Origin of the sequence: Pseudomonas sp. IT-P176 (assembly GCF_949767245.1) — a bacterium.
Lineage (GTDB): Bacteria > Pseudomonadota > Gammaproteobacteria > Pseudomonadales > Pseudomonadaceae > Aquipseudomonas.
The window spans coordinates 120,326-133,513 of sequence record NZ_CATKPN010000090.1 but is presented as its reverse complement, the minus strand read 5'-3'; the positions used below and the strand labels follow the sequence as shown (position 1 = coordinate 133,513).

Genomic DNA, 13,188 nt, shown 5'->3' with positions numbered 1-13,188 from the left:
CGCTGGTTTGCCAGCGAACCCTCGCAGCAGATCAAAAAAAGCCCCGCCTCTCTATAAGAGGGCGGGGCTTTTTAATGGGTGGTAACTTTGCGTTATTCACCCATCTGCGATTGCAGATAGTTCTCGATTCCAACTTTATCGATCAGGCCCAGTTGGGTTTCCAGCCAGTCGATATGTTCTTCCTCGGACTCGAGAATGTCTTCGAGCAGTTCACGGCTGCCGAAGTCGCCAACGGTCTCGCAGTGGGCGATGGCGGTTTTCAGGTCGGCGTGACCGGTACGCTCGATGCGCAGGTCGCACTCGAGCATTTCCTTGGTGTGCTCGCCGATGTGCAGCTTGCCCAGGTCCTGGACGTTCGGCAGGCCTTCGAGAAACAGGATGCGCTTGATCAGCTTGTCCGCGTGTTTCATCTCGTCGATGGATTCTTTGTACTCGTGCTTGCCCAGCTTGTTCAGGCCCCAATCTTCATACATGCGGGCATGCAGGAAGTACTGATTGATTGCGACCAGCTCATTGGCAAGGATCTTGTTGAGATGCTGGATGACTGTTACGTCGCCTTTCATGATGGGGGTCCTGTCCTTAAGTGCGGTATATAAGGCCGAGTTTGAGCCTGCAACTTCTTAGTGTCAAACCTAAGTTATTGAATAATATATGAAAATTAATCGGAATAAGAATGTTTGTGTTCCGCATCCTGACGCTAAGCGATTGAATTACAGACATAAAAAAACCGGACACTAAGTCCGGTTCTCTGAAATGGGTTACTTATGCGGCGGAAAATTCTACGGGAAAGGGAATCGCCGCCTGGCTCATCTGCAGGTCGGCAAGGGTTTCGCGAACCACCTGCTTGGCAAGGCAGGCGCATTTGCCGCATTGGCTGGCAACGCCGGTGGCTTCACGCACCTCACGGTAGCTACAGCAACCTTCGTAGATTGCATCGCGGATCTTGCCGTCGGTGACGCCAGTGCAGAGGCAGACATACATAGAGTGAGAACCCATCGCTGGTTATGGCTCAATTGCGATGGATCTTAATGTTAACGAGAATGATTGTCAAAGTGGTTTCCGTGCCTGTTGTGATCGTTCGTCACTTGCCTGACGAACGGCTACATGGCGACAGGTCAAAAACGCAGTGTATGATGGTCGGTCTTTGCGAACGGTAGCCGTTTCACGAAGCTGTCGTTTACCGGCGGCAGACTGGATCGCTACCTTTCTTCACGCACTACACCAGGAGATATCCAATGAGCGTACTCGTAGGCAAACAAGCCCCTGACTTCACCGTACCGGCCGTACTCGGCAATGGCGAAATCGTCGACAGCTTCACCCTGTCCTCGGCCATCAAAGGCAAATACGGCCTGGTGTTCTTCTACCCGTTGGACTTCACCTTCGTTTGCCCGTCCGAGCTGATCGCCCTGGACCACCGCATGGCTGACTTCAAGGCGCGTAACGTGGAAGTGATCGCGGTGTCGATCGACTCGCACTTCACCCACAACGCCTGGCGCAACACCCCGATCAATGCCGGCGGCATCGGTCAGGTCCAGTACATCATGGCTGCTGACATGAAGCACGACATCGCCAAGGCGTACGACGTTGAATCCGAAGGCGGCGTAGCTTTCCGTGGCGCGTTCCTGATCGACGACAAAGGTGTTGTCCGCTCGCAGATCGTCAACGACCTGCCACTGGGCCGTAACATGGAAGAGCTGATCCGTCTGGTCGACGCGCTGCAATTCCACGAAGAGCACGGCGAAGTTTGCCCGGCTAACTGGAAAAAAGGCGACAAAGGTATGACTGCTTCGCCAGAAGGCGTTGCTGCTTACCTGTCCGAGAACGCTGGCAAGCTGTAAGCCACGCGCCTCAGGCTCAAAAAAACCGGCCCAAGTGGCCGGTTTTTTTGTGGGTTGAGAAAAACCTGCGACCGATCAGTCGTTGAAGTCTTCCCAGCCGCCCATTTGTTTCCAGCGGTTGACGATGCCGCAGAACAGATCAGCGGTCTTCTCGGTGTCGTAGCGAGCCGAGTGGGCCTCGCGACCGTCGAAGTCGATGTCTGCTGCCTGGCAGGCCTTGGCCAGCACGGTTTGGCCGTAGGCCAGGCCCGCCAGTGTCGCGGTGTCGAAGCTGGAGAACGGGTGGAACGGGTTGCGCTTCATGTCCAGGCGCGCCACGGCGGCATTGAGGAAGCCCAGGTCGAAACTGCTGTTGTGGCCGACCAGGATTGCCCGTTTGCAGCCATTGGCTTTCAACGCCTTGCGCACGCCGCGGAAGATATCGGTCAGGGCCGTCTCTTCACTCACGGCCATGCGCAGCGGATGATCGAGCTTGATGCCGGTGAACTCCAGCGCCGCAGCTTCGATGTTGGCGCCTTCGAACGGCTCTACACGGAAGAAGTAGGTGTGGTCCGGGAACACAAAACCCTTTTCGTCCATGGCGATGGTCGTCGCGGCGATTTCCAGCAGGGCGTCAGTGGCACAGTTGAAACCACCGGTTTCAACGTCAACGACGACTGGCAGATATCCCCGAAACCTGGCTGCCATCGGGTGACGTGAGCCGCCACCACCTTGACCTTCCTGTTCGTCGTCGTAATGGTCTTCACTCACGCGTGTTCCTCCAGCAGGCGCCAGCGCAGTTTTTCACCGGCGCGCAGCGGGATGACAGTCAGCTCGCCGAAGGGCAGGCTGGTTGGGGCGGTCCATTCTTCGCGGACCAGGGTAATGCGATCGGTGTTCGCTGGCAGGCCGTAGAAACGCGGCCCGTTGAGGCTGGCGAAGGCTTCGAGCTTGTCCAGCGCGTTACGCTGTTCAAACGCCTCGGCATACAGCTCGATCGCGGCATAGGCGGTGTAGCAGCCGGCACAGCCACAGGCGGCTTCCTTGGCGTGCTGGGCATGGGGAGCCGAGTCGGTACCGAGGAAGAACTTTTCACTGCCACTGGTAGCGGCATCCAGCAGGGCGACCTGGTGGGTGTTGCGCTTGAGGATCGGCAGGCAGTAGAAGTGCGGGCGAATCCCGCCAACCAGCATGTGATTGCGGTTGTACAGCAAGTGGTGCGCGGTGATGGTGGCGCCGACGTTGGCCGAGGCCTCGTTGACGAACTGCACGGCATCGCCGGTGGTGATGTGTTCGAACACCACCTTGAGCGTTGGAAAACGCTCGACGAGCCGACGCATGTGCTCGTCGATGAAGATTTTCTCGCGATCGAAGACGTCGACGTCGCCGCGGGTGATTTCACCGTGGATCAGCAAGGGCATCCCGACTTCGGCCATGGCCTCGATCGCTGGGAAGATCTTGTCGATGCTGGTGACACCGGAGTCCGAGTTGGTCGTTGCACCGGCCGGATACAGCTTGGCGGCGTGCACGAAACCGCTGGCCTTGGCGGTGCGGATTTCGTCCGCGGTGGTGCGGTCGGTCAGGTAGAGCACCATCAGTGGCTCAAAGCGGCTGCCGGCCGGGCGCGCAGCGAGAATGCGCTGGCGGTAGGCGTCGGCTTCAGCGGCATTGCGCACCGGTGGTACCAGGTTGGGCATGATGATGGCGCGACCAAAGGTGCGCGCGACATCCGCGACAGTATTGGGCAACGCAGCACCATCGCGAAGATGAATATGCCAGTCGTCGGGACGCAGCAGGGTCAGGCGGTCGGACATTGGGGATTCCAGGCGGGTCAAACTCATGGGAATGCTACCGGAAAAGACTCTTGCAGGCACTCGCTATCAAGTTTTGTCGGACGTAACCGATATCACCAAGGTATGCCGTAAACATGTGTGTCGGTCTTTTTGTTGCAGAAGTCAGTGGAGCCTCCCGTGCGCCAGCGTTATCTAGCCTTGCTCAGTGTGTTCGCCAGCCTTCCTGCCATGGCACTCACTTTCCAGACGCGCCTGGAGAGCACTGAGTGGAAGGTCGAGGGCGACAAGTTCGAATGCCGCCTGAGCCAACCGATCACCGATTTTGGTGCGGGCGAGTTCGTGCGGCGGGCGGGCGAGCAGGCCACCTTTCGGTTGAAAGCCTATAACCCGATGCTCAGTGGTGGCTCGGCGACCTTGCTGGCGGCGGCGGCACCCTGGCAGCCGGGGCGTGCGGATATCAACCTGGGTTCGGTCAGGTTGGGCAGTGGCGAGGTGCTGTTCAACAGTTCGCAGGCGCAGGCCGGTCGCCTGATCGGTGGTTTGATGGAGGGCCGCAGTCCGTTGATCCGGCATTCCGCGCCTGACGGGCGAGTGTCGGAAGTGCGCCTGCTGCCGGTCAGTTTCAGCAAGGCCTATGCCGATTACCAGGGCTGCGTAGCCAAATTGCTACCGATGAACTACGAGCAGGTGAAGCAGGCGGCGGTAGGTTTTCCAGGGGGCGGAATCGAACTGGATGCACAGGCGAAAAGCCGCTTGCAGGCCATGCTGAGCTTCATGAAGGCCGATCCGACGGTCAATCATATTCAAATTGACGGCCATTCCGATAACAGCGGCAATCGCCTGACCAACCGTGACCTGTCGCGACGCAGGGCGCTGGCCGTGATGGAATACCTCAAGGCCAACGGCATCCAGGAATCACAGGTGACCCTGCGCTTTCACGGCGAGCGTTATCCAGTGGCACCCAACAGCAGTGCCGCCAACCGGGCGAAAAACCGTCGGGTCAGCGTGCAGCTCGAACGACTCGAACCTGCGGCCGATCCTGCCCCTCAAGTCAGTTCTACGAGTAACGCGGCAGCGACCTCCTGAACCCGTCGAAATCGTCGCCCGCTCGACATAATCTGTCGCTTCGTCGTCATAAGCTGTCGCGCCTCTGTAATTTATCCGCTCGCAGCGTTAGACTTATCGGCTTTCCGTAGAACCCCGTGGAGTGATGGCATGGCGGACGTAAACAAGGTCGTTCTGGCGTATTCCGGCGGCCTGGACACTTCGGTGATCCTCAAGTGGCTGCAGGATACTTATAACTGTGAAGTGGTGACATTCACCGCTGACCTGGGTCAAGGCGAAGAGGTCGAACCGGCTCGCGCCAAGGCACAAGCCATGGGCGTCAAAGAAATCTACATCGACGATCTGCGCGAAGAATTCGTGCGTGATTTCGTGTTCCCGATGTTCCGTGCCAACACCGTATACGAAGGCGAGTACCTGCTGGGTACTTCCATCGCACGTCCGTTGATCGCCAAACGCCTCATCGAAATCGCCAATGAAACCGGTGCTGACGCCATTTCCCACGGTGCCACCGGCAAAGGCAACGACCAGGTTCGTTTTGAACTGGGTGCCTATGCCCTCAAGCCAGGGGTAAAAGTCATTGCTCCATGGCGTGAGTGGGACCTGCTGTCCCGCGAGAAGCTGATGGACTACGCCGAGAAGCACGCGATCCCGATCGAGCGCCATGGCAAGAAGAAATCCCCGTACTCGATGGATGCCAACCTGCTGCACATCTCCTATGAAGGCGGCGTGCTGGAAGATACCTGGACCGAGCACGAAGAAGACATGTGGAAATGGACCGTCTCCCCGGAGAACGCTCCAGATAAACCGCAGTACCTGGAACTGACCTACCGTAACGGCGACATCGTTGCATTGGACGGCGTCGAAATGACCCCGGCCACCGTGCTGGCGACCCTCAACCGTATTGGTGGCGAACACGGTATCGGTCGTCTCGACATCGTCGAGAACCGTTACGTGGGCATGAAGTCCCGTGGCTGCTACGAAACCCCAGGCGGCACCATCATGCTGCGCGCCCACCGGGCGATCGAATCGATCACCCTGGACCGTGAAGTGGCTCACCTCAAAGACGAGCTGATGCCCAAGTATGCCAGCCTGATCTACACCGGCTACTGGTGGAGCCCTGAGCGTCTGATGCTGCAACAGATGATCGACGCTTCCCAGGTGCACGTGAACGGCGTGGTTCGCCTGAAGCTGTACAAGGGCAACGTGATCGTTACCGGTCGCAAGTCCGACGAGTCGTTGTTCGACGCCAACATCGCCACCTTCGAAGAAGATGGCGGCGCTTACAACCAGGCGGATGCTGCTGGCTTCATCAAGCTCAACGCCCTGCGTATGCGCATTGCAGCCAACAAGGGCCGCAAGTTGTTCTGATGCTGTTGCGCTGAGCAACCGTTGTGCGCCTGCTTGAGGCGGGGGCACAACGGGCGCGACCTGTTCTGTGGGCCTCGATGGCCAAGCGTTAATCTGTCATCCGGGCAGTAGCGCCGTTATCCGCAATACCGCCAGCTTCCCCCTCCCTTTGTTCCTGCCTCGATGAAAAACCATCTTGCCGGTCTGTCACTGCATCAAGACGGGAATCAGTCTTGCGAACGACAGTCATTGCCTGCGTGCTCACGTTATAGAACAGGCACACGGAATCCTGAGCATTGAGTGCTTTTACATCAGACTTCTTCAACTTTTCATTGATCACTGGCTCCGACTCCTGACAAGTCAGCAGCATTGTCAGTCTCGGTTGGCTTGGCCGGGGTTGGTCGAGTTTCTCCATCAACTGACAGGTGTCCTTTTTCTTGCGGATCCACCGGGCATCGACGATACGTATGTATTGCACCGAAGCGGGCATGGGCAACTGCTGTTGAGGGCGCAGGTGGGTGTAGAAGGTGATGCCAGGAGGCGGGTCCTGCGTGCTGGGAAGCAAGTAGTCGGGCTTGGTTTTGACCGCCCCAGGGCTCTTGCGCGGGTCTGGGCGTGCGGGGTTGACCTTGCTTGCTTGGGCCGTGGCAGAAGCGGATTTTTTCTCGCCTCGGGTGGCGTCATCGATCACCTTCAAAAACTGCTTGCTCTTCTGGAAGTCCGAAGGTGCATACAGGGATTTGTAGTTGAAGTTGAGGGTGATGAAAAATAGGAATAGCAGGTAGAAGGGGAAACTGATTAAAAACCATATATATACTTCCCGGTTCTCATCATCGAGGAAGGGCAATGACACCGCGGCGGAAGTTTCGGACAGTGCTGCGAAGATCGCAATGATTGTCATGGGGTTGGCGATTTTTTTCTGAAGTACGTTCATTCTGGCTACTCGCTTGATATTTGAATGAGCTTTGATGGCAATGTTAAGGGGCAACCAGCCTACGTGGTGCCATAATATCTTTGAAGGGACACTTGTTACGATAAAACTTAATTGGTTTCTCGGTTGTCAGGGTTGTTTCTAGATATTTTTTTGGGTGTTGGTTAGTTTGAGTGTTACCTGGCTTTTATGTGGGGTGGCGGAGTTCCGTTCGAGATTAAAGGTTCTCCAAGTGCTGTTCGCTAGGCTCGACTCATTGTTGTTGGAGTGAAGTTTAGCGAAGGGAGACGCAGTTGCATCCTAAATGTTAGTTTGATCTTCACTCCTTGTCATGGGCGAAAATTCGTTATTGGTGCAGGGGGGATGCGGGGCTTAAACTTTAAGCGACATTGTTTTTTGTGATTTCCTGTGGGAATAATCCTTGATGTTTGTAGGGATTGTCTCTCGCAGGGGGTGCTTGCCTTGGGCGGGATCCCCAGGTCGAAACGACTAGGCTATTGTGCTGACTCTAAAAATTCGAACAGCGAAAATTGGACTTGCCCATGAATAAAGTGCTGATCGTGGATGATCACCCCGTCATTCGACTTGCTGTACGCATGCTAATGGAGCGTCATGGCTACGAAGTTATTGCTGAAACGGACAATGGCGTGGATGCATTGCAACTTGCCCGTGAACACATGCCGGATATCGTCATACTGGATATAGGCATTCCCAAGCTGGATGGTCTGGAAGTCATTGCGCGTTTGAATTCGATGAGCTTTTCCGTGAAAGTGTTAGTCCTGACTTCACAGACACCCGGGCATTTTTCGATGCGCTGCATGCAGGCGGGGGCAATTGGATATGTCTGCAAACAGCAGGAGCTCACCGAACTACTCAGCGCTATCAAGGCGGTATTGTCTGGGTACAGCTATTTTCCGAACCAGGCATTGCACTCGGTCCGCTCGTCGCTGGGTAATACCAGTGAGTCGGATATGGTAGAGCGCTTGTCCGGAAGAGAGATGATGGTGTTGCAACAATTGGCCCGGGGCAAGACCAACAAGGAAATAGCCGATGGCATGTTTCTCAGTAATAAAACCGTCAGTACTTACAAGACTCGGCTTCTGCTCAAGCTGAACGCTCGCTCGCTTGTCGATCTGATTGAACTGGCCCAGCGAAATGGGCTGGTCTGAGGTGCGAGGGTACAAGACGGCTAGCCCGGCACTTCGTCACCGAAGTACTTTTTGGGGCACGGATCGCTAAATGACAAAAGCCTCCACGGAGGGAGGCTTTCAGCGGTCAGAGGTCAAAGTCGTAATCGGCCAACTGCTTTTGCAGACGTCGCTCCTCCAGGAGATTATCGATGGTGCGGCGCTTGTTCAGGTTGGTCTTGGCGACCTCCACCATAGGTTCTGCATCATCGCTCTCAACAGGGGCGAAGTCGTCTTCTACGTCCAGTTGTTCTTTGCCAGTACTCATCAGGTCAACTCCAGGCTAAGAGAGCCATTGGCGCCCCTTATATCGACAATCTCCTGGCGGGTAAAAAAGATTTTTTCAATCGATAAATCAATAAAACCAATAGCGCCTCAATCGTCGGAGGTTTTTTGCTTGAATTCGCACAGGTCTTCGATCCTGCAACTGCCACACCGGGGCTTACGCGCCAGGCACACATAACGGCCATGCAAGATCAGCCAGTGGTGGGAGTCGAGGAGAAATTGCTTGGGCACAAACTTCATCAGCTTGTGTTCGACTTCGACGACATTCTTCCCGGGGGCAATACCGGTTCGGTTACTGACCCGGAAAATATGGGTGTCGACGGCCATGGTCAACTGTCGGAACGCCGTGTTCAGCACCACATTTGCAGTCTTTCTGCCTACTCCTGGCAGTGCCTCAAGCTCTTCCCGGGTTTGCGGCACCTCACCGCCATGCAGCTCCACCAGCATGCGGCAGGTCTCGATGACATTCTTCGCCTTGCTGTTGTACAGCCCGATAGTCTTGATGTACTCGGACAAGCCCTCGACGCCGAGCGCATGAATCGCCGCCGGGGTGTTGGCTACCGGGAACAGCTTGGCCGTGGCTTTATTGACGCCGACATCGGTAGATTGCGCAGAGAGGATCACTGCGATCAACAGTTCGAAGGGCGATGAATAGGCCAGCTCGGTTTTCGGTTCTGGATTGTCTTCGTGGAACCTGCGGAAAATTTCCAGGCGTTTTGCGGCATTCATGGGCAGAGCAATTCCTTGCAGGCGTTCAGGGTGTCGGGGAGCGGCCGAGCCAGGCTTGCCTGGCTGCCAGCAGCAATCCCAACAGGATAAACCCACCGGGGGCGAGGATGGCCAGTCGTACGCTGCCGTCGGCAGTCAGCCATGGCAAATGCCAACTGATCGAGCCATGCCCCAGCACTTCGCGCAGCAAGCCCAGGCCAATCATCAGGCTGACGAACAGGGCACACAAACGCAATCGGTCAAGCAGGCGGGTCTCGGTGAAAAAGCCGTTGCACTCCAGCACCACGCATTGCAGGGCGATCAAGCCGATGTAGAAGCCCAGGTGCTGATGCAGCTCAAGCGCCCAGGCCTGAGTCGCCAGCGTAGCCAGGCTGGTCAAGGTGGCGGCTAGCAGCACCCCGGCAGGCAGATGCAAGGACTCGCTGAGCCAGGCTCGCAACAGACGCATTTTCAGCCCATAGACAGCGATCACCAGCACGCACAGCAGCGCCAGGCTCAAGGCCGTCAGCAACGTGTCACTGGCGCCGATCAGTGGCGCCAGCATCAAGGAGTTCTGAAGGGTCGAGGTCTTGTTCATGGCGCGCTGCCGAGCAGTTGTGGTTGGTGTTCATCGAAATAGCGCAAGGCATCGTGGGTCGCACTGATCACCGCACGGGAGGTGATGGTCGCGCCGGCCAGTTGATCGAACTGGCCCTGGTCCTTTTTCAGCGCCCAGCCGCTGTCGCCCGGGTCACTCCGCGACTTGCCGATAAAACCCTCCAGCCAAGGGTTGGGGTGTGTGGCGATCATGGCTCCCAGCCCCGGGGTTTCCCCTTGCTTGAGGGTTTTGACGCCCAGCAGCCTGCCCTGGCTATCGATCACCAGCAGCAGGTCGATGGGGCCTTCATAGCCGGTGACCCGACTCAGCAAAATGATCGCCGCAGGCTTGCCATTGAGGTTCGCCCGGTAGCCACCCAGCAGTGTGCTGTTGGCCAGGACCACGCCCTTGATCGCCAGTGGCTGGTCCAGCGGCTGATTGTCGTAGCTGCCCGCCGGCAGCATGTCCAGCAGGTTGCGGCTCTCGATCAACCGCTGTTGCGCGCCAATCCGCGGCGCCAAGAGCTGTTGCACCAGGTAAGTGGCGCCAGCACACAGGACGGCAATGATCACCAGGCTCAGGACGCTGAGGCTGCGTTTCATGATGCCGGCTCCGGTTGCGCTGCACAGAGGCGCTCTAGGGCTGGCACGCAGAGGTTCATCAACAGCACTGCAAACGCCACTCCGTCGGGGTATCCGCCCCAGGTTCGGATAAGGTAGGTCAACAGGCCCACGCCGACACCGAACAGCAGGCGTGCCTTGGGACTCTTGGCCCCGGACACCGGTTCGGTGACGATAAAAAACGCGCCGAGCATGGTGGCACCGCTCAACAGGTGAAACAGTGGCGAACCGTGGGAGTCGGACCCCGAGCCGTTCCAGCACAACAGGCTGATGACGAACAGGCTGCCGAGCATCCCCACCGGGGCGTGCCAACTGAACACTCGTTGCTGCAAGAGAAAGGCGCCGCCGGCGAGAAATGCCAGGCTCACCCATTCAATCCCCTTGCCACCCAACTGCCCAAATGCCGGGTTGGCGGCGAACAGTTCGTCGATGGTCAGGCTTTTATTGATTCGCAGGCTGTCCAGCGCGGTGGCCTGGGCCCAGGCGTCCGGTTGCGCAGCTGCGCTGAAGCCGAAAATCTGCTGCAGGCCACCCTGCAGGCTCAGTCCGTGGCTGGGCCAGTGGGTCATCTGTTGCGGGAAACACACCAGCACCAGGGCAAAGCCGAGCATGGCCGGGTTGAACGGGTTTCTACCCACGCCGCCATACAGGTGTTTGCCGAACAGCATCGCCCCGGCCGCCGCGCTCACCGTCAACCACCAGGGGCAGTAGGCGGGCAGTGCCAGGGCCAGCAAGGTGGCGCTGACCAGGGCGCTGCCGTCACTCAGGGCCGGCTTGAGCGGGTAACCGCGCAGGCGCAGCACCGCGGCTTCCACTGCCAGTGCACTGGTACACGCCAGCAGCAGATTGAACAGCACGCCCCAGCCGTTAAACCACAGCAACAGCAGGATGCCCGGCACGGTGGCCAACAGCACACGCTGCATCGCCTGTTGCAGGCGATCGTCGACGGGTTCAAGGGGCGACATAGTCGCTCACCTGGCGCTCGGCCTCCTCGAGCCTGGCGCGTGCCTGGCTCAAGAGCTCTGCCGGTGTCTGGGCCTGTCGCTGCAGTTTGCTCACCTCGGCGCGGGCATAGGCCAGTTCAGTCTTGAGTTGTCGCAGCTGACTGTCGATCGGGCGTTTTTCCCGGCGCAGTAATTGCGGTGGCGGTTTGTCGCTGGCGTCCTCGGCGGCGTGCAAGGCGTGTTCGGCCTGTTCCAGCGCGGCGCTCAGGGCCGCCAGTTGCTCGGCAGGCGCAGCGTTGTCCTGGGCTTTCCTCAGTTCGGCGCGGCGCATCGCCAAGTGGATTTTCGCCCGCTTGAGTTCAGCGTCATTGGCTGGTGCGGGCGGTTGCGGAGGATTGGCCGGGGCGCTGCTTTCGAGCTTCGCCAAGGCGTGTTCGGCGGCTTCGAACTGCTGTTGCAGCACCACCAGTTGAGCTTGTTGCTCGCAGGTCGGCGGATGGCCGAAGGCTTTCAGGGATTTGTGCAGTTGCGCGCGGCTCATCGCCACATCGATCTTGGCTTTTTTCAGGGCCGCATCGGCCGCTGCGGCTTTTTGCGCTTGCACGCGGGCGATGGCGTCCTGCACCGGATTGGCACCAGTGGCTGCCGGCTGTGCGGCTTTGGCTGCGCGTGCCGCGCGCTCGGCCAGCCTCTGCTGTTCTTCGCGCTCCAGCCGGGCGTTGCGTTGTTCGAAGCGCCGGCGGGCATGCTCGCGTTTGACGCTACGCGCTTGAAATTGCTCGGGAGTGAACGCCAGGCCGCCAACGATCGGCAGTACCTGGGCCGAGGGCAGGGGGTGCATTTCGATGCAGTCCACCGGACAGGGGGCTACACACAAGTCACAGCCGGTGCATTCGTCGATGATCACGGTGTGCATCAGCTTGGCTGCGCCGACAATCGCGTCGATCGGGCAGGCCTGGATGCACTTGGTGCAGCCGATGCATTCGGCTTCCCGGATATAGGCAACCTGTGGCGGCGCCGAGCCCCGGCTGTGGTCCAGTTGCATGATCGGCAGCTTCAGCAGTTCGGCGAGTGCGGCGATGGTCTCGTCACCGCCTGGCGGGCACTTGTTGATCGCCTCGCCGCTGGCAATGCCTTGGGCATAGGGCTTGCACCCGGGGTGACCACACTTGCCGCATTGGGTCTGGGGCAGGAGGGCGTCGATGCGTTGAATCAGACTCATGTTTTGATCAGTCCACTGAATCCGAGAAATGCCACGGCGATCAATCCGGCGCTGATCAGGTCGATCGGCAAGCCACGAAAGGCCATCGGCACATCGTTATTGAGGGTGCGCTGGCGCAAGTCGCTGAACAGGCCCAAGACCAGCCAGAAGCCCAATCCGGCGCCCAGAGTCAGGGCCAGGTGCCGGGTCAGGCCCTGGTCGCTATGCATGCTCATCAGGCTCAAGCCCAGCACGCCGGCGTTGCCGAGCAGCAACGGCCAGAGTCCGGCAAATGGCAATTGCGGCAAGGCCCGCGTCAGCCCCCGCAGCAGCAGTGAAATGGGCAGCACACTCAAGGGCAACAACAGCAGCAGGTACAGGGCTGTCAGGCCCAGCGGCACCAGCAGCCAATGATAAGCGGCATAACCCAGGACGCCGTTGAGCAACATCAGGCAGGTGGTGCTGATGCCCAGGGCGTGGACCTGGCGCTGTTCTGCCTGGGGGGCGCGAGCGGCTTGCAGCAAGGGATCGACGCCCAGCGGCCACTGCAACAGGAAGTTGTTGATCAGGGCAGTGCTGATGAGTGTAAGCAGAAGGTCGGTCATGGCGTGCCGGGTCGAGGGAAAGGCCTGTACATGAAGATTAGGCAGTATCCGGCGGGGCAGATATGAAAATCCCACCGTCGCGGCGTT

At 58.5% G+C, this 13,188-nt stretch carries 16 protein-coding genes; 4 read left to right on the top strand and 12 right to left on the bottom strand.

Going from position 1 to position 13,188, the window contains the following annotated elements:
• Positions 1-92: 92 nt before the first annotated feature.
• Together bfr and ACM6IP_RS23360 are read right to left on the bottom strand one after the other, a co-directional pair.
• Positions 93-563: a bacterioferritin gene (bfr, locus tag ACM6IP_RS23365; RefSeq protein ID WP_095165921.1), complete on the bottom strand. Its 471-nt coding sequence runs from the start codon at positions 561-563 to the stop codon at positions 93-95.
• A gap of 199 nt (positions 564-762) precedes the next feature.
• Positions 763-981, bottom strand: coding sequence for a bacterioferritin-associated ferredoxin (locus tag ACM6IP_RS23360; protein WP_095165919.1), 219 nt, complete (start codon positions 979-981; stop codon positions 763-765).
• A gap of 254 nt (positions 982-1,235) precedes the next feature.
• Between ACM6IP_RS23360 and ACM6IP_RS23355 the strand changes: the two genes are divergently transcribed.
• A complete protein-coding gene (locus ACM6IP_RS23355) occupies positions 1,236-1,838 on the top strand; it encodes a peroxiredoxin (RefSeq protein WP_007922432.1) in 603 nt (200 codons plus the stop codon).
• Positions 1,839-1,913: 75 nt separating this feature from the next.
• Here ACM6IP_RS23355 and rnt read toward each other — a convergent pair whose 3' ends face one another.
• A complete protein-coding gene (gene rnt / locus ACM6IP_RS23350) occupies positions 1,914-2,588 on the bottom strand; it encodes a ribonuclease T (RefSeq protein WP_095165917.1) in 675 nt (224 codons plus the stop codon).
• Entirely contained in the window at positions 2,585-3,631 is a 1,047-nt protein-coding gene (pyrC, locus tag ACM6IP_RS23345) for a dihydroorotase (RefSeq protein WP_095165915.1), read from the bottom strand. The genes rnt and pyrC overlap by 4 nt, the downstream gene beginning before the upstream one ends.
• Before the next feature lie 156 nt (positions 3,632-3,787).
• On the opposite strand from pyrC, the gene ACM6IP_RS23340 reads away from it, so the two are divergent.
• Positions 3,788-4,696 carry a flagellar protein MotY gene (locus ACM6IP_RS23340; protein WP_414862357.1) on the top strand — a complete coding sequence of 303 codons (909 nt, stop codon included), beginning with the start codon at positions 3,788-3,790 and terminating at the stop codon, positions 4,694-4,696.
• A gap of 129 nt (positions 4,697-4,825) precedes the next feature.
• A complete protein-coding gene (locus ACM6IP_RS23335) occupies positions 4,826-6,043 on the top strand; it encodes an argininosuccinate synthase (RefSeq protein ID WP_029295244.1) in 1,218 nt (405 codons plus the stop codon).
• 88 nt (positions 6,044-6,131) lie between these two features.
• Here ACM6IP_RS23335 and ACM6IP_RS23330 read toward each other — a convergent pair whose 3' ends face one another.
• Positions 6,132-6,956 carry a hypothetical protein gene (locus ACM6IP_RS23330; protein ID WP_401126301.1) on the bottom strand — a complete coding sequence of 275 codons (825 nt, stop codon included), beginning with the start codon at positions 6,954-6,956 and terminating at the stop codon, positions 6,132-6,134.
• A gap of 539 nt (positions 6,957-7,495) precedes the next feature.
• Here ACM6IP_RS23330 and ACM6IP_RS23325 point away from each other — a divergent pair.
• Positions 7,496-8,122 carry a response regulator transcription factor gene (locus tag ACM6IP_RS23325; protein WP_095165911.1) on the top strand — a complete coding sequence of 209 codons (627 nt, stop codon included), beginning with the start codon at positions 7,496-7,498 and terminating at the stop codon, positions 8,120-8,122.
• A gap of 106 nt (positions 8,123-8,228) precedes the next feature.
• Here ACM6IP_RS23325 and ACM6IP_RS23320 read toward each other — a convergent pair whose 3' ends face one another.
• The 7 genes from ACM6IP_RS23320 to ACM6IP_RS23290 form a co-directional block, all read right to left on the bottom strand.
• A complete protein-coding gene (locus tag ACM6IP_RS23320; protein WP_095165910.1) occupies positions 8,229-8,408 on the bottom strand; it encodes a PA3496 family putative envelope integrity protein in 180 nt (59 codons plus the stop codon).
• 107 nt (positions 8,409-8,515) lie between these two features.
• Positions 8,516-9,154 carry an endonuclease III gene (gene nth / locus ACM6IP_RS23315; RefSeq protein WP_095165908.1) on the bottom strand — a complete coding sequence of 213 codons (639 nt, stop codon included), beginning with the start codon at positions 9,152-9,154 and terminating at the stop codon, positions 8,516-8,518.
• Positions 9,155-9,179: 25 nt separating this feature from the next.
• Entirely contained in the window at positions 9,180-9,731 is a 552-nt protein-coding gene (locus ACM6IP_RS23310) for an Rnf-Nqr domain containing protein (protein ID WP_414862356.1), read from the bottom strand.
• Positions 9,728-10,333: an RnfABCDGE type electron transport complex subunit G gene (locus ACM6IP_RS23305; protein WP_414862355.1), complete on the bottom strand. Its 606-nt coding sequence runs from the start codon at positions 10,331-10,333 to the stop codon at positions 9,728-9,730. The genes ACM6IP_RS23310 and ACM6IP_RS23305 overlap by 4 nt, the downstream gene beginning before the upstream one ends.
• Positions 10,330-11,316, bottom strand: coding sequence for an RnfABCDGE type electron transport complex subunit D (locus ACM6IP_RS23300; RefSeq protein WP_414862354.1), 987 nt, complete (start codon positions 11,314-11,316; stop codon positions 10,330-10,332). The genes ACM6IP_RS23305 and ACM6IP_RS23300 overlap by 4 nt, the downstream gene beginning before the upstream one ends.
• Entirely contained in the window at positions 11,303-12,517 is a 1,215-nt protein-coding gene (rsxB, locus tag ACM6IP_RS23295; RefSeq protein ID WP_414862353.1) for an electron transport complex subunit RsxB, read from the bottom strand. Before rsxB ends, ACM6IP_RS23300 begins: the two co-directional genes overlap by 14 nt.
• Positions 12,514-13,101 (bottom strand): Rnf-Nqr domain containing protein, encoded by a 588-nt coding sequence (locus ACM6IP_RS23290; protein ID WP_414862352.1) that lies wholly within the window; start codon positions 13,099-13,101, stop codon positions 12,514-12,516. The genes rsxB and ACM6IP_RS23290 overlap by 4 nt, the downstream gene beginning before the upstream one ends.
• Between the last annotated feature and the right edge of the window lie 87 nt (positions 13,102-13,188).